General features: G+C 43.7%; 18 protein-coding genes and 3 tRNA genes. 9 read left to right on the forward strand and 12 right to left on the reverse strand.

The window, feature by feature from the left end; all coding sequences use genetic code 11:
• Window positions 1–221: 221 nt before the first annotated feature.
• Window positions 222–1,025: a HipA family kinase gene (locus CH376_RS02955; protein WP_125231897.1), complete on the forward strand. Its 804-nt coding sequence runs from the start codon at window positions 222–224 to the stop codon at window positions 1,023–1,025.
• Window positions 1,026–1,446: 421 nt separating this feature from the next.
• Here the strand turns inward: CH376_RS02955 and rktP are convergent, their stop codons facing one another.
• Genes rktP through CH376_RS02970 form a run of 3 tightly spaced genes read right to left on the reverse strand, consistent with a single transcriptional unit; the run spans window position 1,447 to window position 3,606 of the window.
• The gene (gene rktP, locus CH376_RS02960) at window positions 1,447–2,541 is read right to left on the reverse strand and encodes an Arg-Lys translocation region protein phosphatase RktP (protein ID WP_100783944.1); all 1,095 of its coding nucleotides are present in this window, start codon (window positions 2,539–2,541) and stop codon (window positions 1,447–1,449) included.
• A 1-nt stretch (window position 2,542) separates the two neighbouring features.
• Complete coding sequence (gene tatC, locus CH376_RS02965; protein ID WP_100783943.1) at window positions 2,543–3,340, reverse strand: twin-arginine translocase subunit TatC; 798 nt, start codon at window positions 3,338–3,340, stop codon at window positions 2,543–2,545.
• A gap of 11 nt (window positions 3,341–3,351) precedes the next feature.
• Window positions 3,352–3,606, reverse strand: coding sequence for a Sec-independent protein translocase subunit TatA/TatB (locus CH376_RS02970; protein ID WP_100783942.1), 255 nt, complete (start codon window positions 3,604–3,606; stop codon window positions 3,352–3,354).
• A gap of 216 nt (window positions 3,607–3,822) precedes the next feature.
• Here CH376_RS02970 and CH376_RS24165 point away from each other — a divergent pair, with 216 nt between their 5' ends.
• The 8 genes from CH376_RS24165 (at window position 3,823) to CH376_RS24170 (ending at window position 11,186) form a co-directional block, all read left to right on the forward strand.
• A complete protein-coding gene (locus CH376_RS24165) occupies window positions 3,823–3,999 on the forward strand; it encodes a hypothetical protein (RefSeq protein ID WP_165781673.1) in 177 nt (58 codons plus the stop codon).
• A gap of 159 nt (window positions 4,000–4,158) precedes the next feature.
• The gene (locus tag CH376_RS02980) at window positions 4,159–4,971 is read left to right on the forward strand and encodes a hypothetical protein (protein ID WP_100783940.1); all 813 of its coding nucleotides are present in this window, start codon (window positions 4,159–4,161) and stop codon (window positions 4,969–4,971) included.
• 50 nt (window positions 4,972–5,021) lie between these two features.
• The gene (gene trxA, locus CH376_RS02985) at window positions 5,022–5,336 is read left to right on the forward strand and encodes a thioredoxin (RefSeq protein WP_100783939.1); all 315 of its coding nucleotides are present in this window, start codon (window positions 5,022–5,024) and stop codon (window positions 5,334–5,336) included.
• Window positions 5,337–5,357: 21 nt separating this feature from the next.
• The gene (locus CH376_RS02990) at window positions 5,358–7,517 is read left to right on the forward strand and encodes a cAMP/cGMP-dependent 3',5'-cyclic-AMP/GMP phosphodiesterase (RefSeq protein ID WP_100783938.1); all 2,160 of its coding nucleotides are present in this window, start codon (window positions 5,358–5,360) and stop codon (window positions 7,515–7,517) included.
• A gap of 17 nt (window positions 7,518–7,534) precedes the next feature.
• A complete protein-coding gene (locus tag CH376_RS02995; protein ID WP_100783937.1) occupies window positions 7,535–8,665 on the forward strand; it encodes an acyl-CoA dehydrogenase family protein in 1,131 nt (376 codons plus the stop codon).
• A gap of 41 nt (window positions 8,666–8,706) precedes the next feature.
• Entirely contained in the window at window positions 8,707–9,864 is a 1,158-nt protein-coding gene (locus CH376_RS03000; protein ID WP_100783936.1) for an Lsa36 family surface (lipo)protein, read from the forward strand.
• 271 nt (window positions 9,865–10,135) lie between these two features.
• A complete protein-coding gene (locus CH376_RS03005) occupies window positions 10,136–10,747 on the forward strand; it encodes a hypothetical protein (RefSeq protein WP_100783935.1) in 612 nt (203 codons plus the stop codon).
• A gap of 262 nt (window positions 10,748–11,009) precedes the next feature.
• Window positions 11,010–11,186, forward strand: a complete 177-nt coding sequence (locus CH376_RS24170; protein ID WP_165781672.1) for a hypothetical protein — start codon at window positions 11,010–11,012, stop codon at window positions 11,184–11,186.
• 78 nt (window positions 11,187–11,264) lie between these two features.
• On the opposite strand, the gene CH376_RS03010 is transcribed toward CH376_RS24170, so the two are convergent.
• The 9 genes from CH376_RS03010 to CH376_RS03060 all read right to left on the reverse strand — a co-directional run bounded on the left by CH376_RS03010 (window position 11,265) and on the right by CH376_RS03060 (window position 18,526).
• Window positions 11,265–12,575 carry an MFS transporter gene (locus CH376_RS03010; protein WP_100783934.1) on the reverse strand — a complete coding sequence of 437 codons (1,311 nt, stop codon included), beginning with the start codon at window positions 12,573–12,575 and terminating at the stop codon, window positions 11,265–11,267.
• 75 nt (window positions 12,576–12,650) lie between these two features.
• A complete protein-coding gene (locus CH376_RS03015; protein ID WP_420843517.1) occupies window positions 12,651–13,010 on the reverse strand; it encodes a phasin-related domain-containing protein in 360 nt (119 codons plus the stop codon).
• 103 nt (window positions 13,011–13,113) lie between these two features.
• Entirely contained in the window at window positions 13,114–13,686 is a 573-nt protein-coding gene (locus tag CH376_RS03020) for a bifunctional nuclease family protein (RefSeq protein ID WP_100783932.1), read from the reverse strand.
• A 55-nt stretch (window positions 13,687–13,741) separates the two neighbouring features.
• A complete protein-coding gene (locus CH376_RS03025; RefSeq protein WP_100783931.1) occupies window positions 13,742–15,613 on the reverse strand; it encodes an alpha/beta hydrolase in 1,872 nt (623 codons plus the stop codon).
• Between the two features lie 1,212 nt (window positions 15,614–16,825).
• A tRNA-Ile gene (locus tag CH376_RS03040) sits at window positions 16,826–16,899 on the reverse strand.
• Window positions 16,900–17,002: 103 nt separating this feature from the next.
• Window positions 17,003–17,144 (reverse strand) — tRNA-Met (locus tag CH376_RS24175).
• Between the two features lie 103 nt (window positions 17,145–17,247).
• Window positions 17,248–17,389: transfer RNA gene (locus CH376_RS24180), tRNA-Met, on the reverse strand.
• Between the two features lie 77 nt (window positions 17,390–17,466).
• A complete protein-coding gene (locus tag CH376_RS03055) occupies window positions 17,467–18,069 on the reverse strand; it encodes an acyltransferase (protein ID WP_100783928.1) in 603 nt (200 codons plus the stop codon).
• A complete protein-coding gene (locus tag CH376_RS03060) occupies window positions 18,053–18,526 on the reverse strand; it encodes an LIC_11959 family protein (protein ID WP_338063530.1) in 474 nt (157 codons plus the stop codon). The genes CH376_RS03055 and CH376_RS03060 overlap by 17 nt, the downstream gene beginning before the upstream one ends.
• Window positions 18,527–18,536: the final 10 nt, after the last annotated feature.

The following is an 18,536-nucleotide window of genomic DNA, read 5'->3' on the forward strand; positions in this document are numbered from 1 at the left end:
CCGTTCGGAAGATACGGATTGTTATTGTAAACCGCCAATATTTCGGGGAATCCGGAAACCAAATTCGATACCGTTAAAGATTCTTGCAAATCTGCATATCGTAAAAATTTTGATTCTTGAGTTATTTAAAAAAATCAAAAAAGATAAGAATCAAAATTTCCAATCAGAAACGAATGCGTTATAATTCAGAAAAATTGAAAGCCGTCGAAACATTCGAAATAATGAATGTATTTCGATCGGGATCGACGGTTCCGGTTCGTCTAAAAACGGACCGGGGAGAGATGGTCGCGAAATGGACAAAGTCCGCTCAAGGGCCGATCAATAATATTTCGGATTGGATCGGTTTGAATTTGGCGAGAGAACTGGGACTTGATTCTCCGAAGACCTTTATTGTTCACGTAAAAAGGAGAATTGCAAATTCCGTACGGGAAACCGAGATTCGCGAAATGATTGAAAAGAGCGAAGGACTAAATTTAGGAATCGAATATTTGGAAAGTTTTTCGCAGTGCGACTCGGAACAACTGGATCGTATTTCAAAAGAACAAAAGGAACTTTGTTTTCTTTTCGACGTTTTGTTTTTAAACTTCGACAGAGATCGAAACAATACAAACATCATCGGAAATGGAACTCTCTATTCCTGGGTGGATTTCGCGTCTTTGATGGAAGTCATTTGCCTTGTAACCAAGCAATCGCAGCCTCCGACGAGCGTTTGGGAAAGGCTACGTTATCATCCTTTTTATCAAGAGGATTTGAATTTTAAATTCTTAAAAAAAATGGACCGAGAGAGAATTCGGAAAGTCTTAGACGGACTTCCGGACGTATGGTTGGAGGTCTACGATTCCGACGCGTTACATTTAAGAGAGGAACTTTTTTTGAGAATAGATTTTCTTTTGACTAATTTTGAATCCCTTTTTCAAGAAAGAATCGAAAAGATTCAAAAAATTGAATATAGAACGAAAGAAGAGATTGCGGAAGAACAAGGGCGAAAAAGAAAGGATTTCGAAAAGAGGTTCGGCAAATTTTAAGCGCGGGCGATAGAATTTAATACTCCGGCAAAGTCCGATCTTAAATGAGATCGTCATTTTTTTCTAAAGAAGAATGAAACGAAACGCTCGCAGTTTAATCGTCTTTTCCGAATCGCAAGGATTGGATTTTTATAAAAGTGAAGGGTTTGATCGCGCTTAGAGAAATCGGTCAAGAGAAAATATGATTGTCGGAGTTCCTACAGAGAAAGTAAAATAATCGCTTGACTGTATTCAATTTATGTGATATGGAAAAAGCGGCAATTTTCCCCGCCAACCCGCCACCTCCACCCAATCAGGGTGGGGCGCGCGACTTTCACGGTGGATTGTAGGAACTACGACGCTATGATTGATAAGCTGCAGATGTTTTTAACGGAATGAGAAGTCTCTCTTAACGGTGCTTTCTTCTTTGCTTACGGCAAAACTAGGTTTTTCTGGTCACGGCTAAAATCGAAGAAGTTTCCAGGACATTTTTCCCGTAACGTTTTTCGATGATTCTTCCGCAATCCAAAACCAAATCTCTGGAATTTGAAAATTTCTTTCCGGAAAGAGACGACTGAAGCTGCTTCGTAAATTCGGACGAAGGAATTCCGATCGCTGAATAAATTCTATCGGAAGTAAGAATCCAGTATTCTCCTATCTTCAGAGTTACCTTTTTTAAATCGAGTTCCGCCGCCTTGTAATCAAAATAACGGATCTTCGACTTTTCGAAAGGGATCAATTCTTCATTCTTATAAGTAAACGGAGTCATTTCTTGAAAGGAAACGTAACCGAGTTCGCCGGTTTTGGTCTCCAAATAAAAGAGGGAAAGATTTAAGAATGGGATCGGCATCTTGGAAAGAATTTTTCCGATCTTAAAGATCCATTCTTCACCTCTGATTCCGTTTCCTTCGTTGGCTAAGGAAAAAATTCCTTCGAGTCTCGCCTTAAAAGCCGATTCCAAAACGCCGGGGCTCGGAAAACCGGCGAGAACTCCGATACATCCGTCCGCCGTCGGAATGACGTTCACATAATCGCAGTTAGAATCTCCGCTCATTCTCGGGAAAAGAGAGACGTCTATGTTTCTTATCTTCGGAAGCTGAATCCTATAAAACGCTCTCTGAATGGAATCCGCGATCTCTCTCGTTCTTTCGTCGACCGTCTCTTGCGCGGGATGTGCCTCCAATTCTTTTTGCTGGAAGAATTTCAGACGAAACGCGCGGACCAATTCTCCGATTTCGTCGTCCCTTTCGGCGACAGGAGTCTCCTCGTAAACGTCGCTTCCCCAATCTTGAACCAGAGTTACTAGGGAACGCATCGAGGCGTAGATCATCTTTACGGAATAAAAAACGAGCGACGCCAACAACGTAGAAAAGGAAAGAGAAATGGCGAGCCGGATCGACAAAGAGATCGCCTTGTTCTGTCCCAAGGGAGATTTAAGAATGATGTCGTCCGTGACCGTGTAGACTAAAAAGAATAAAAAACTTAAAACAAAGACGGCAACCGGCAGTTTGAGTTTGGAAGGAATTCTTATTAACAATTTATTCTCTCTCTATCACCTTCATCAGCACGATCGAAACCGCAAACAAAACGGTCAAAGGAACAAATAAGAACAACATGGAAATCAAATCCGGTCCCGGCGAAAGAACCGCAGCTGCTACCGCAAGTCCGATGATCGCTTCTCTCCATTTTGAAATCAGAAAGGAAGCCTTTAGGATTCCCAAACTTCCAAGAAGAATGAGTACAATAGGAAGCTGAAAAGATAAACCGAAAATCAAATGGATGTTAAAAAAAATTTCGTAGTATTCGTCGATCGGAAGTCTGGATTCAATATCGGGCGGACGAAAGTTGACGAGAAAGATTCTTAAAAGATTCTCAAACGCTTCCGTCCAACAAAGCCAAACGCCGAACCAGAAAAGAAGAGTGCTAAAGAGGATTAAAAACTTTCCGTATCGATCCGTTTTGGGATCGAGAGCCGGAGAAACAAAACCCCAGAGAAAAAATAAAACGAACGGAAGACCTAAAAGAATCGAGATCATAAAAGAACTCTTCAAATAGATCATAAACGGGGCCATTAGCTTGATCTGATAAAACGTCGCCTGAGGACCGAGAACGTTCTTATAGGGTTGGGCTAAAATTTTATGAATTTCTTCCCCGAAAAAAAGGGAAATTCCCATAATGACCGCGACGACCAACAGAGATCGAATGAGGACCATCCGGAGTTCTTCCAGATGATCTCCTAAAGTCATAAACTTTTCTCGATCTCGAACGAGAGACTCGGTCGAACGTTCCGGCTGAGGGAGGGAAGTGGGTGTGGACTTTTTTTTAGTTCCGGCCATTCCGCGGCTGGTCAGGCAGATTTAGATTTTTTGGATTTGGAAGTTTTCGACTGAACTTCTTCTTTAGGAGCTTGTTCTTGGCTGATCTGTTGAGACGGCTCGTCGGATTCTCCCGTCAAGGATTTGCGAAAAGATCTGATCCCGTCTCCTAAGTCCTTGGCGAGAGAAGGCAGTCTTTTTCCTCCGAAGAGCAAGAGCGCGATAAAAAGAATGAGAAGAATTTCAGTCCATCCGAGTGATCCGAAGACTGCAAGTGGTGCAAGCATAGTAATACCTCAAAAAGTAGGCCTTAAAGCCACCGATCCTAAAATCGGATTTTTGGACCTTTGAAAGTCCGATAATTGGACTTTTTAAGCCGGACACTTATCTGTCAAATAGTTAGTAATTCTCGAAGACCAACCGAAAAAATTGATTTCTTTTCGTTTTTCCCTCCGGATGGAAAACGGTTTCCATTTTTGGGAATTCCTGATAAAGCTGATCTTATGGAATTATCTTCAATCGGTCCCTCCTCGAGCGCATCTCTTTCCGAAGCGCCTTCGATTCAAAATTCTTCGTCTTCCCAAAATGCGATCAGCCAAGGGGCGCCGGAAAAGCAGGAAGGCATCGTAGCTTCCGATCCGATTTCTTCCACCGGAAGTTTTGTAAATGTCGAAGCCTGAATCGATTTCTTTTTTTTGAGAAAGAATCCGAATGTTTTTCCGACAGAAAGCGGGTAAAATTCTTTGAAAATGGGCCGTTTCCTGGCGGTTGTATTCTTAGAACTTTGGAAGTTACCGATACTTTAATTATACCAGGTTTGGAAAAAGACAAATTTCAGTATGGCATTAACCAAAGAGCAAAAACAGGAATTCGCGGAAAAACTGACGGACTTCAAAGTCTATTTGGACGATCTAAAAAAGGAAAGTAACCTTTTCAAGTCTCAGTTGAGAAAGGACCCGAGACTGGAACCTTATTACCAAGTCGCTCTTTCGATCAACGCGGTCAAAACCATCAACACTTGTCTTTTGGTCAACGATTTGAGCGTCGCGATCTTGGACATCAAAAGTGATACCTACTTAAATACGGGGCGCAAAGAAGTCTACAACGCGATCTCTTATATGGAAAAGATCGTTGGCGTCGACTACGAATCGGGTCTTGCGGAAAATAAGGATCTTCTTGCAAAAATCCCCGAATTTACTCCGGTCCAAAGATTGAATTTTATAAAAGCGATTCGTCAAGTAACAAACAAAACGATCGAAGCGTTCGGAACCAACAGCAAATGGAAATGGAGCTTTCCTGAAATTCATTTCAAGATCGCCGTGCTTTGTAAAAATCTTTTTGACTTCCGTGCTTTTGAAAAAGAGAGGGATTTGGAAAATCCGAACTATTACATCCGTCAGGAACATTTCAATTTGGTCTTAGAACTATGCAACTACGCCGCTCAGGAATACAGGGCTAAGTTCGATCTTTCCACCCAGGACGTCGGAGATCTCAAAAAATCCATCGGTATGCTCGAAGTAAACCGGAAGATTCTCCAAACGACCGGGGATGCAACCGAGGATCTCGAAAAAACAAAAACATTGATCGAATCCTTAAAAGAGAAAGTCGAATCATTAGAAGCGGATAAAGAGAAAAAGAAAAAGAAAAAATAGACCGAACGAGTCAGATATATATTATAGGAAAAAAGGAGACTGAATCAAAGATGGCATTGGCAGAAGTCAACGATTCAAATTTTAAGACGGAAACATCCGGGGGACTCGTCCTCGTAGATTGTTGGGCGGAGTGGTGCGGCCCTTGTAGAATGGTTGGACCCGTATTGGAAGAACTCTCAGGAGAGATGTCCGGTGTGGTGAAGATCAAAAAACTCAACGTGGATGATAATCAAGATACGGCTCAGAGTTTAGGAATCTCTTCCATCCCGACGTTGCTCCTTTACAAAGACGGACAACTTGTGGACAAAGTGATCGGAGCTCTCCCAAAAGCGCAAATTAAGAATTTTATCGAAAGACATAAATAATTCTTTTTCCTCTCACAACTTATGCTGAAAGAAACATACAAAGGTTATACGGAATTGCCTAGAGGAGGGTATCTCATCGATACCACCGAGGGATACCTCCAGATCGGCTCTCCGCCGGAAACCATCAAAGACACGATGGGGTTTGAAAAAAAATCCCCATTGGTCTTTATTCTTCCGAACAAATTCTTTCACGTGGAAAAGGGAATCAGCACCGCTGAACTCGAATTTCCCATTTATTATAACTTCTTTCTCAGACAAAAAAAAACGTTTATCGTTTGTACCGAAGAGCAGAGAATACAGCTCATCACCGTGCTCAAAGAATCTTTGATGGGTCCGGAGAACATCAACCTAAAGAGTGAATTCTTAAACGGAGAAGAATCTTTCGGCTTTCCCGATATGAAAGCGGAGATGGCCTACTTCCGAGGATACAAAGGACTCGACGACGTAGTCGATTTCAAAGTGTTCGATTCGGAAAACTCGGTTCACTTCGGCGACGTCGCCATCATCAAGCTGGAATCCGGAGACTTTCTCATCGAAGACGGGGATCGGAAGATCGAAGTTCCCGGAGAAGTCGGATTCAATATCAAATATGATATCGGAGAAAGACCGACCGAACCTTTCCAGGCTCCGATCATAGGAATTACTTGTCTCGGACCTTCCCACGGATTCGATCCGGAAGACAATACTTCCGGTTTTATCATCTGGCTCAATCACCAAGGGATCATGGTGGATCCACCGGTAAATTCTACGGAGTGGCTGAGACAATCGAACGTAAATCCGAAACTTATTAACCACGTCATCTTAACACATTGCCACGCGGATCATGACGCGGGCACGTTTCAAAAAATCTTAGAAGAGAACAAGATCACGATCCACGCGACGGAAACCGTGATGGACAGTTTTTTAAGAAAGTATTCGGCACTTACGAAAATTCCGAAAAAGGAATTGCAGGAACTCTTTCACTTCCAGCCGATCATCATCGGAAAGGCCACGATGATCAACGGAGGAGAATTCAGTTTTCATTATGCGCTTCATTCGATTCCTTCGGTGGGTTTTGAATTCTTCTTTCAAGACCAATCGTTTATGTACACTTCCGATCACTTAAACGAACCGGAAATACACGATAAGATGTATTCTCAGGGAATTCTTCCCGAATCCAGATGGAAATTCTTTAAGGAATTTCCATGGGATCGGAGAATCATCTATCACGAAGCGGGAATTCCTCCTCTGCATACTCGCGTGAGTTATCTCGCTTCTCTTCCGGAAGAGATTCAAGAGAAGATTACGGTGTATCATATCGCGAGAAAAGACATGCCGAGCGGAACTAAACTGAAACTCGCTCGTTTCGGAATCGAAAATACGCTCTATCCCGAAATCACTCCGCCAAAACACATCGAAGCCTATAACCTTTTGGACGTGATGACTCAGATCGATATCTTTCACGGATTCCCGATCGAGAAGGCGAAAGAATTCTTACTCATCGTAAACGAAGAGCGATACAAACGCGGAGACCATATCATCCGCAAAGGAACTCCCGGAGATAAGTTTTACATCATCGCTTCCGGGAACGTAAAGTTCGAAGGACTCAATCAGGACGGCTCGGAAGGGGTTCCCGTAAAAAGATACGGAACTTACGAGTACTTCGGAGAAGCCTCTCTTGTGTTGGATCTTCCCAGAGCGGCGGACGTTTACGCAGAAACCGACGTCTTAGCGCTCACGATCGAAAAAAATAAGTTTTTACAATTCATCAGAAATTCGGACCTAAAGAATAACCTAACGCGTCTTAACGAAATTCGGGATTCTAATTCTTGGAAGGCTCTCGCGGAATCCAGACATTTCCGGGGGCTGACCAGCCACCAGATCACTCAGTTAGAATTGATCATGACTTTGCATAAAGTGAACGCAGGTTCAATTCTTGTAAAAGAAAAAGAATTTTACGGTGATGCCTACATCATTCGGAATGGAAAAGTAAACGTCTATCAGAACGGCAACTTACTCGCTGAACTCACGGACGGGGACTTCGTTGGAGAGATTTACAATATCTCCAAAAACTTTGTTTCGAATTATACATTTCGAGCTGAAGTCGATACGGAATTGTATTCCATTCAGCAGAATGACCTGATCGATTACGTAAAGAAGAATCCCGGCGTTTACATGAGAATGAACACCGTCTATTCGTAGACGTTAGGGAGATTAGAATGGAAAGAGTCCTACAATTCACGGAAGAACACGAAGCGTTCCGTGAAATGGCGAGAAAGTTTTTTGAAACGGAAGTCGCCCCGCATCACGAATCCTGGGAAAAAGCCGGAATCGTTCCGAAAGAAGTCTGGAAAAAAGCCGGTGCAAGCGGTCTGCTTTGTCCGAATATTCCTTCCGAATACGGCGGAGCAGACGCCGATTTTCTATATAATGTAATCATAATAGAAGAATCCGCGAAAATAGGGAACAGCGGATTCTTCATTTCCTTACACAACGACGTGATCGCACCTTATATTTCGACTTACGCGAACGACGAGCAAAAAGCCCGTTGGTTACCGGGATGCGCGTCCGGAGACAGCATTCTTGCGATCGCGATGACGGAACCCGGAGCCGGTTCCGACCTCAAAAGTATCCGAACCACAGCCGTTGAAAAGAGCGATCATTTCGTGGTCAACGGTCAAAAAACATTTATTTCCAACGGACAGTTGGCAAATTTAGTGATCACGGCTGTTAAACATGATAGTGGCGCGATGTCCCTCCTGATGGTGGAAGAGGGAATGAAGGGCTTTGAAAGAGGAAGAAGACTCGAAAAAATTGGTTTAAAAGCTCAGGATACTTCCGAACTCTATTACAACGACGTGATCGTTCCGAAGGAAAATCTGATCGGTAAACAAGGACAAGGTTTTCGATATTTGATGCAGAAGTTGGCGACAGAGCGTTTGGTCCTCGGACTTGCCGCTGTGGAAGCTACTGCGCTCGTTCAGAGAATTACTCTACAATACATCAAAGAGAGACAGGCGTTCGGTAAAAAGATCGGATCTTTTCAGCATATCAAATTTAAGATGGCTGAGATGGCCACGGAGCTGGAGATGTGCCGAACCTTTGCAGATAAGGTCACTCTGGAAACCATGGCCGGAAAGTCGGATACCGCGCAAGCCTCGATGGTGAAATGGTATTCGACTGAAATGCAAAAACGTCACACGGATGAATGTTTGCAGTTCTTCGGCGGTTATGGTTATATGATGGAGTATCCGATCGCCAGAGCGTATCTGGACGCGAGAATCCAGACAATTTACGCGGGAACGACGGAAATCATGAAGGAGATCATAGGAAGAAGCCTAGGTCTTTGAAATAAATTTCCAAGAGTTCCCGTCCAATAAATGGGATAAAAATGAATACCTGCCGCAAATCAGTTAAAGGAAGAATTCTTCCTATTTTAATTCTTTTCATTGCCGGACTGGTTCCGGCGGGTTCTCTCCTCTCACAAGTGACTTGTACGGGCCAGGCCTGTACGATCATTCCGAGCAATATCACTTCTCAGTTCAACGGCCTGGAAAACGAGGTTCGTACAAAATACTTAAACGAAGTCGTCAAATCGATGGCCGACTCGGCGCTTCTAACCAATATCAACGCTTCTATGATGGGTCCGGGGACGATCAATCGATTTCAGGTAGGAGCGGGAGTTTCGGCGGCCGGAACGAAAAACGACGATATCCAAATTCACTATGCGGGGATCAATCTTCCGAATCTTCCGAATGGTGGGGCTTCGATCAGCCCTTCGTTTATGGCGGGAGTCAATCTGGGATGGCTGACCGCGAACGGACCTTCCGATCAGGAAGAGGAAAAAAGAAGTTTTCTGCATAGAATCAATCTTTATGTTCACGGATTCCAAGGAAGTCTGGGACAAGGGGATCTCAGATCCGCTACGTCGTCTTCGTCGAACGATTATAAATTCGCTGGAAATTTTAATTCCTTCGGAGCTACGGTTCGTTTTCAGCTTTTGAAGGAACGTTATACGCGGCTTGATCTTTTCGGTTTTACGGGACTCAGTTTGGGACTCGGTTTTCACAGTAAAACGGAGGATCTTTCCTTGGGATATTCCCCCACTTCGATTCCAAAGGTAGCTTTTGGTCCTGCGACCGGACGTTGGGACGCGGACTTCAACATGGATTACAGGGCTAAAACACAATCGCTTCCGATCGATATTCGAACCGGAGTGCGTCTTTTTTACGTTCTTACTATTTTTGCGGGAGCAGGGATGAGCCAGAACACGGGAAGTTCCAATTTGAATCTTCTCGTTTCCGGTCCGGTCACTCTGACCCTGGACGCTGCGGCCGCGGGTTTGCCTCTTGAATTCTTAAAAGGATATTCTGCTTCTTCCACCGGGAATCTTTCCATCCGTACGCACGGGGACGCGAAAGTAAAAGACAGCGTAAACTATTTGATCGGCGGTGTGGAACTCAATCTTGCCGTTTTTAAACTCCTCGTGGAAGGTCTTGTCTCCGAGAAATTTTATTCCGCAAATGTGGGCGTGAAATTCGCGCTCTGAATTTTGCGGCACGGTTTTTGCATTCTTTCCAATAGGCCATTCAAAGATAAGAAGTTTTTTTTCTTCTTTTGAAAGAATCCGGATTCTTCGTAAGATAGGATTCTTTTTGTCTTATGGACGCTTTGAGAAGGTCTTAAATTCCGATTTGGAAAAGAATTTAGCTTTTGATCCTTTGCTTGTATCGATTTCCGAATTCTTTTTCGCCTTATGAAGATATGATTTATAAGGAGAATGCTTTAGAAATAAACAGAATGTGCCCGAGGGAACCGTTATGATTCAAACAACTACAGAGTCTTCCATTCATATCTCCTGTATTCCGAGAGACGGATCCTACGCCCTCAAAGTGAATATTTCCAATAACGAAATCGGGATCATCTATCGTGTGACAGCCGCGCTTTTTGTTAGAGGTTGGACGATCGAAGAAGCCGTTGCAGAAACTTCGCACGACGGTTATATCAGCGATATCTTCATCATAAAGAACGTTGAAAAACATCCGATGACGGACGAGATGCTTCAGGCGATTCATTCCGATTTGAAGGAAATGTTCTTTCAGGGGGTTTCGGTTCTTAACTATTTGGAGAAATTTCCGGACAAGGCGGAATATCTGAAGAATAAGGAACATTCTCCGATCGAACTTTTCCTGTTCAATTCTCAGGGAAGCGATTGCACCGTAATGGATCTGAGGATGAAGGATCGTCCAGGCATCATTTTTGAAGTGTCGCAGCTTCTCTTTCTTTACGGGATCGATATTCTTTCCTTCAAGGCGGTGACCGATTCGGGTTCCGTTCGCGATACTTTTCTTTTAAGGCTTGAAAACGGAAGCAAATTGGACGAGGCGCTTCATTTTGAAAGGCTGACTTCCGCGCTGAAGAACATTCTTTGATTTTTTCGGAAGCTCGCGTTTTGAAAGCGGTTATTCCAAGTTTAAAATAGGCTCCGCTTTTCTTTGTAGCGCGTCCAAAACACTATTTTATTTAGAAAGATCAAGCCGCAAGGTTCTGTCCCAGTTTAGGTATAGAACTACACAAAGTCTCTAAAAGGCGGAATCTCCCGTAATTTGCGGGAACTCACACAAAAAAACAAAACAGAATTCCCTTTGTCCTTTTCGGCTTTTTGGGAATGTTAAGAAGGTTCAGGGGAAGTGTGTGAGTTCCCACATTTACGTTTTGAGGCGTTCACTCAGCGTAAATTCTTCGGGTGGTAGATTGGAATCTTTGCTTTTCGATTGTTACGACAAAGTTTTTTCTTTAAGAAAAAGATTGAAAACGGAACTTAAGTCCGTTCCGTATCAATTCGGAGCGGAGCCTAAATTCTTAAATTAGAATATTTTATTTTTATGATGTTTCTATTTTCCGAGTTGTCATCCGGTGCGCGACTGTCAAAAAAAACTAAAAATTCCTTTATTCGTTTGCGTGCGGATGCGCGTGAACGGGTTGTTTTAACTTCCAGATCAAAAGCAGGAAACAAAAACAGATGATTCCCGAGGTTAAAAAAGAAACCGCAGGTCCTTTGCTAAAGTAGATCAGACAGAAAGCAAAGGGAGCAAGTCCTCTTCCTAAAGAAGCGAGACTTCGAAACATCCCCAGATTGGTTCCCTGTTCTTCTTTTCCCGATACAAGGGAGACTAACGTGGAAAGGGAAGGATGTAAAAGCGCGCTTCCCGAAGACAAAAAAGTCAAGGCTATAAAAAGCTGATAGGAATTGGATACGAAGTAGAGAAGGGCGAAACCCAATAAGAGCGAGATCGAGCCGGCTCTTACGAGACGAGTTTCCTTCACCTTTCCTGAGATTCTTCTAAAAACCCCGCCTTGGATAAGAACTATGATCAAACCGATATAAACGAAAGTAAAACCGATCTCGCTCGGGGAATAATTCAAAAATTGGCTCAGGTAAAAATTGATGGAGAATTCGAATCCGGAAAAAGCGAAAACAAAGACGAAGTAGAGAAGAGAATACAACACAACTTCCCGATTTTTGGAAGTGAATACTCCCAAGATCGGATGAGCTTTTTTACGGATCATCGTCGTTTGCGGATCCGTTTTTAGAGTTTCTCGAAACCAGAAAAGAATCATCAAAAGATTAAGAAGCGCTACGAAGGTGGCGGCTAACGCGGAAGCCGGAAAAGCGGTGAGAGCAATTTCCGGAAACGTAAGTTCTATGAAACTCAAGTCGACTTTTGCAAAAAGTCCTCCGATCGGAGGTCCCGCGATAAAGCCTAAACCTACGCCCGCTCCGATGAGTCCCATTCCTTTGGCGCGGTCTTTTTCACTGGTGATGTCGGCCATCGCCGCGGAAGCGACGGATATGTTTCCTCCCATCATTCCCGTGATTACCCTGGAAAAAACGAATAGAGAAAAACTTCCCGAAAAAAGCCAAACCGCATAACCGAAAAAACTTCCCAGACTCGTAAAAACAAGAATCGGTTTCCGACCGACTCGATCCGAAATTCTTCCCCAGATGGGAGCGAACGCGAATTGTAAAAGCGAATAAAGACTTGCGACGATTCCACCGAAGAGCGCTACAAATAAAGACCAATCTCCGCCGGACGCTTCCATAAGAATTCTGGTAAGATCCGTGAATTTATCCAAGACCGGGTCGCCTGATTTTGCGAGAAAGATTTTAAGCGTTTCGGGAAAGATAGGAAAGATTACGGAGAATCCCATCATATCGATGAAGACTGTGAAAAAAAGTACGAAGGATAGTTTATTCATGCTCGGGAGGAATGCCTGAAAACAATAGTCTTTCAGGCCATTCCCCTTGTCTCAACATTTTCAAAAAAAGGAAAGTTATTGTTTTCTACTCAAGAGCTGTTTCAGTTCGTCGAGCGTAGTTCTCGCCGCTGCTTTGAATTGTTCCGGAATGGAAGATTCGACTTCGGCGGAAAGACGTATGAAGTTCTCCTGAAGTTTTGCGAGAGCTTCCTGTCTTCCTTCTCCGCCTTTGGAAAGGATATCGGTTGCGTCCTGAACCGTTTTGTTGAGAAGTTCACGAACTTGATTCGCTTTAAAACTCTGGTTCGCTTCTCCTTTTTCCCTGAGTTCTTGGTAGATTTTGTCCAGTTCGGCCAAGGATTGTTTCACTCTTCCTTCTCCGTTTTGAAACAACGCGATTCCCGCGTTCAGAATGTCCATCAGTAGTTTTTCCAATCTGCTTCTCCTCTCAATCGAAATTCTAAAATAGAATCCGACTGTTTTTTGTTTCGAACGTTTGCACCGAGAGTAATCGGTTTTTTCTATTGTATAGAATGAATTACGAATTTTCGATCAGCTTTTTGATCTGATCCCGGATTCTCGCGGCGCTTTCGTAGTCTTCGGTTTTGAGCGCGTTGTTCAAGGACTCTTGGAGAATTTCCAGTTGTGTTTTCGGAAGTTGGGAGATCTTTTCTCTGGCGATGGATTCTCCGGGAATTTCCTCGTCTTTCATTTCGATTCCCGCTTCTTCGATTACTTTTTTAGCGAGATAGATCGGAGCGTTCGCGCGGAGGGCGAGGGCGATCGAGTCGCTCGGTCTTGCGTCCAAAATGATCACGTCTTCGTCCTTTCTGAGAGTGATCTTCGCGTAAAAAGTATTGTCTATGATTTCTTCGATCGAAATTTTAACGATGTTTACGTTCAGAGTCGTGAGGAGAACGGTCATTAGATCGTGAGTCATGGGTCTCGGAGGTTTGGTTCCGTCTAAAACGGAAGTGATGGAATGCGTTTCCAAGGGACCTATGAAAATCGGAACCACTCTGGAATCGGAATCGTCCTTCGTTTTTAAAAAAACCGCGAACCCAACGTTTGTCAGGGAAATATCTGAAATTTTTGCTTCTACGAGATCCATTCCCTTTGGAGGCTATCTTTGCAAACCTTTGGTGTCAAATGCTTTCCCGCGGAAATTAATCCAGTTTCTGAATCCAATCGTGAAAGCCGGCGCACATTTCTCGAACGGTAGGCATGTGGAAGAGAATTCCCAAATGTCCCTGATCGAATTTTACGATTTGATTGTTCTTGGAAGGAAGGGCTCTTAATTCTTCTTCAACCGAATCCACCGGAACGATTTTGTCCAGAGTGCCTAAAACCGAGTAGATCGGGAGTTCGAAATTTCTCTGTAATTCCGTGTAGTTGATCGAACCGTCGAAGGAAAAGAACGCGTGATCCTTGCTCAACTGAGAACGAATGAATTGGAGGATTACCTTCGTGGATTCTTCGCAAAAAATATCTTCGATGAGGAAATACCATTCCGGAGGAGAGATTTGTCTATAACCGACGAAGTCTCTGAGGTTCACAACCTTGGTGCTCAGTTCGAAAGAAACCGTTCTCAAAGAAGAATGAAGTCCCAAAAGAAATTTGAAGAATTTATTTAAGTCCACCGTCGGAAGCGTGGATTGGAGGGAGAATGTAGTCAGATCGAAAATAAAATCGGAAATCGATTTTGTGGGAAGAAGACTGAGTCCCGTTTTGATCGCGTTCATCCCGGGGATGTTAGTCCCTACGGAGACGAAGTTCGGAGAAGTCACCGAGATGATTCCGGAGATCGCTTCTTTCGGATCGGGAAGAGGCACTTTGGTCTGAGGATACTTTGCAACAAAGGTTTCGTAAGCGGAAGCGTAGTATCGAGGAATCATTCCTCCCATACTGTGTCCCATGACGACGATCTTTTCTTTTGGAAAACTTTCCCGGATCCAGTTGAGAACCGCAGGAAAATCCTCTTGGATAAAATCGTCGATCGTCCAACCTTCTTTGATTCCGTTGTAAGGAAGGGTTTGTCTGGAACGCCCGCGCATGTCCATTGAGAAAACCCGATAGCCGTATTTGAGGGCCATCTCTCTTGCGACCTTATCCATCACCGAACGGCGACAGAAAAAACCGGGAATCAAAAGAAGAATTTTTCCGGTGTCGTTTGTCTTTTCCGGTTCGAAACGTTTGAGACTCACCGAAAAACCGTTGCTGGACGGAATGATATAACTCGCATCAAGACGATAAGAACAGTTATACGTATGACAGTCGAAGATGATCGAAGTTACCGGATGAACCTGTCCGGAAGTTCTCGTGTAGTAGAGATGTTTCGCATAGGAATGGAGATCCGCTTTTTCGATATTCTTCTTGGCGATATAAGGGTCCGCTTTGTTGTCCATCTCTCTCGCGACCACAAAGTCGACGACGTCGTAGAGAGAACTGAGTTGTTCTCGGACTTCTTCCCTTTGTTCGTCCGTCATTCGGTCTCTGCGGATTCCCCAGATCATACCGATCGGATTACCTTTTACAAAGAGTGGAATTCCTGCGGCGTAGTTCATCGTTCCGGAAAGGAGATGCCTTAGGTTCGGGTGGATTTTTTCATCCTTCAAACTGCTGAAGACGACTTCGGGACGTTTTTTGGTTTCGACGGCGATGATCGCTTCTCGAATAAAGTTTGCGGAGAGATTGTCCTGGTCTTGGATCGAGACCGGAAGCGCACGGTTAATAAATTCTTGAATATCTTTGAGTCCGATTCTGGTCGCGATTTCCTTCATCTTAAAATGGGTCGCGGAACTTACGATCTTTAGATTCTTATCCTGGATCGCTTCGAAGACTGCGTAGTTGAACATCGGTTGGTTGTTTGTGAAAGTCAGTGCGACGATCTTGTTCACAAAAGAGGACCAGACTTTTTCTAAAAATTTATAGGTATAATCCGGGACCGGAAAAATAAAAATATCATCGGGGGAAACGTTAAGTCCGCTTTTCCCTCTTCTCTTACGAGCGGCAGGTTTTTTTTCCAAGAGTTCAGCCATACTCTGCCAGAATTGTTAGTAAAAACTTCTCTGCCAACCTGGATTTGAGCGGTTTTGAATCTTTTTAGAGGAAATATTTTGTTAAAAGCATTCAAATATTTACGGTTGCTTTGAAATTTCGAAGCGGGATGTTAACCATTTTCAATGTCGCTTTAGTATTCTTGAAAATGAAGTCGAAAAGATATGAGACGCTCTGGCAAAATTTTCGGGCGTGCCCCGGACGACGTTTCGATTTTATCCTAGTTCTTATTTTTTATTGAACAAGGAAACGCCGCCGGGTCGCGTCTCTCCAAGCTCGCGCATTCGCGCTCGTCTCTGCGAGACGCTTCGCGCTTTCCGAACCGCTCACGCAGGATTGTTAAGCGAAGTATTTTTTTACCGAAGGGAGTTTCGATTTTGTTAGATAAGATCGAACTTTTTTTATTTGTTAAGCGAAAACAATTAAACGGAAAAGAAGGATCGGACTTTTCCATTTCTATGTTTTTTTCGGTTTGAGTAAAAATTTTTACAAAATTAATAATTTTAAAGAGAGTGAACTTATAGTTTCCGATCAAAAACGAAAGAGAATCAAAGGTTTTTTTTTGGGGATTCTGTTTTTTACACTGGAGAAGTTTTTTCTAGGTATTTTTTTAGAACCGTCTTCGGGGTATCGGGAAGGGAAAAAGCGAGACGTTCTTTGCTGAGCCAGGTAAAGTTATATCGGATTTTCTTTGATTTTGTTCTTTCCTTGATGAGTTCAAATTCTCTCTTCGCGATGACGGGTCGTCTTGAATCCGGACTTACTCTGTAGAACAAGAATAGCCCCCACCCTCATCGGGTGGAGGAGGCGGGCTTGCGGGAAAATTCGGGAGACTTTTCTCTATCAGAAAACTCATCGTTTCTCAACTCAAATTTTTGCCGCCAGGTTGTCGGAACTACGACAAAACTGGATTTAACAAAAACTTACCTTGAAGAAAACTCGAATTCTTTTTGCCGAGGGAGCCCGCTGCGTTGCTCTGAACCTCTTCACTTGAAGGACTTCCGTTACGCAGTTTTCCATCTTGGAAAACTTGGCTTCATGGCTTCTTTTTCGTGGTCTTCGCCGTCCATAGCTCGAGTCACATTTGCGAAGCGCTGATCGCGGCAAACGCTCTCACAAAAAAACTTCAAGTCCTCTCGGCGGACTTCTTTTTGATTGAGGGCTTGATTTTTTCGGAGGGAGGTTTACTCCGTTGGGCCCAGAAGGACTTGAACCTTCGACCCGCAGATTATGAGTCTGCCGCTCTAACCAACTGAGCTATAGGCCCGGAGTGATTCCAGTTTTTCTGGGAAGTCTCAGTCTTCAAGTGAATTTCTACGAGAAGTTACATTCAGAGGTTTGAATTTAAGAAGAAGGGAGGTTTACTCCGTTGGGCCCAGAAGATGGATGCCGATCTATCTTGCGACCCATAGGGAGCAAGATTTGAGTTTAGAGAGGCATCCGCTGAGTTTCCTTGAACCTTCGACCCGCAGATTATGAGTCTGCCGCTCTAACCAACTGAGCTATAGGCCCGGAGTGATTCCAGTTTTTCTGGGAAGTCTCAGTCTTCAAGTGAATTTCTACGAGAAGTTACATTCAGAGGTTTGAATTTAAGAAGAAGGGAGGTTTACTCCGTTGGGCCCAGAAGATGGATGCCGATCTATCTTGCGACCCATAGGGAGCAAGATTTGAGTTTAGAGAGGCATCCGCTGAGTTTCCTTGAACCTTCGACCCGCAGATTATGAGTCTGCCGCTCTAACCAACTGAGCTATAGGCCCGGAGTGATTCCAGTTTTTCTGGGAAGTCTCAGTCTTCAAGTGAATTTCTACAAGAAGTTACATTCAGAGGTTTGAATTTAGAAAGAATTTTGGAAAATCGGTTCGAGAAAGTTTTTCGGTTCTTCGAAAAAATCCGAGATCGTTTTGTTTTCAGAATCGAACACGAGGTAGACGGAGACGATTTTTTCTTTTTTTTGAAAGAGAAAGTAACGGATCGTGAGAGGATTTCCGGAAACGATTTCCTTTCCTTCGGCGCCGATGGAAATCGTTCCGTTCCATTTCGGCGCTAAGAATTTTTTCGAATTTGGAAACAACTCTTTTAAGAGCGTTCTTAACGATTCTTCCCGGGGTTGGCCTTCCCATTCTCGAAGAATCAACATCCAAGCCCTTCCTTTCGTGGGAATCGCTTTCCAGTGATTTCCATTCCCGTTTGTTTTCACTTCCGCCTTTTCGGGAAAACGAACCTTCAACAGACTGAGAGTAAAAGGAAGGGAGGTGGAATAATAGGAAAGATCCGGATCCAACGGATCGACCGCGTATATTTCATCGGCGATGACGATTGAAAACAGAAACAAGGTCGCACGGAATATAACGTTTTTATAATTTAACTTCGAAAAGGTTTTTACGAAGTTGAAAGGAAACCGTCTCGAAGACAAATACGAATCAATAAATGATTTCATCCAGAGCGAGTTCCCTAAATTCTCCCAGATCAAAGACCGGGATCGAGAACCTGCCTTTTTTATCTTCGAGGGTCGTTTCGGAGGCTTTTTTAAAAAGTGGAATGGTGGAAACTTGGTGGACGATCATTCCTTCCCATTTTCCTTTCACTTCGTAAGCCGCGCCTTCGGCGAGTTTTCGAACCATTTTCGAACGCGATTTGTCGAACTTGTTGATTCTATATTTGTAATATACGGTCTCTCCGTTCCAGTCGTAAAAGACCGCGTAGTTTCCTTTCAGTTCTTGGAAGAATAATTTGATCGTCTCCGGAAAGTCGGGCGACTGAGTAGTTAAGGATTCCTTAATGTCAGCGATTCTTTTTTCGTCAAAAGAGATCGAACTTCGATAGGTCGCCGCCGCTCTTTGAACTTCTTGTGCGAAGGTTCCGAAGATACAAATAAAAAAGAGGACCGAAACGATCCCCTTTTTG

Source organism: Leptospira adleri, from assembly GCF_002811985.1.
GTDB classification, from domain to species: domain Bacteria; phylum Spirochaetota; class Leptospiria; order Leptospirales; family Leptospiraceae; genus Leptospira; species Leptospira adleri.

Bases quoted from the DNA above. Each gene is read 5' to 3' on its own strand.
- CH376_RS24165 (WP_165781673.1), top strand. From the start codon at position 3,823: ATGGAATTATCTTCAATCGGTCCCTCCTCGAGCGCATCTCTTTCCGAA.
- CH376_RS03005 (WP_100783935.1), top strand. From the start codon at position 10,136: ATGATTCAAACAACTACAGAGTCTTCCATTCATATCTCCTGTATTCCG.
- trxA (WP_100783939.1), top strand. From the start codon at position 5,022: ATGGCATTGGCAGAAGTCAACGATTCAAATTTTAAGACGGAAACATCC.
- CH376_RS02970 (WP_100783942.1), bottom strand. From the start codon at position 3,606: ATGCTTGCACCACTTGCAGTCTTCGGATCACTCGGATGGACTGAAATT.
- CH376_RS03000 (WP_100783936.1), top strand. From the start codon at position 8,707: ATGAATACCTGCCGCAAATCAGTTAAAGGAAGAATTCTTCCTATTTTA.
- CH376_RS03055 (WP_100783928.1), bottom strand. From the start codon at position 18,069: ATGAAATCATTTATTGATTCGTATTTGTCTTCGAGACGGTTTCCTTTC.
- CH376_RS02980 (WP_100783940.1), top strand. From the start codon at position 4,159: ATGGCATTAACCAAAGAGCAAAAACAGGAATTCGCGGAAAAACTGACG.
- CH376_RS03025 (WP_100783931.1), bottom strand. From the start codon at position 15,613: ATGGCTGAACTCTTGGAAAAAAAACCTGCCGCTCGTAAGAGAAGAGGG.
- CH376_RS02955 (WP_125231897.1), top strand. From the start codon at position 222: ATGAATGTATTTCGATCGGGATCGACGGTTCCGGTTCGTCTAAAAACG.
- tatC (WP_100783943.1), bottom strand. From the start codon at position 3,340: ATGGCCGGAACTAAAAAAAAGTCCACACCCACTTCCCTCCCTCAGCCG.
- CH376_RS02995 (WP_100783937.1), top strand. From the start codon at position 7,535: ATGGAAAGAGTCCTACAATTCACGGAAGAACACGAAGCGTTCCGTGAA.
- CH376_RS03020 (WP_100783932.1), bottom strand. From the start codon at position 13,686: ATGGATCTCGTAGAAGCAAAAATTTCAGATATTTCCCTGACAAACGTT.
- CH376_RS02990 (WP_100783938.1), top strand. From the start codon at position 5,358: ATGCTGAAAGAAACATACAAAGGTTATACGGAATTGCCTAGAGGAGGG.
- CH376_RS03010 (WP_100783934.1), bottom strand. From the start codon at position 12,575: ATGAATAAACTATCCTTCGTACTTTTTTTCACAGTCTTCATCGATATG.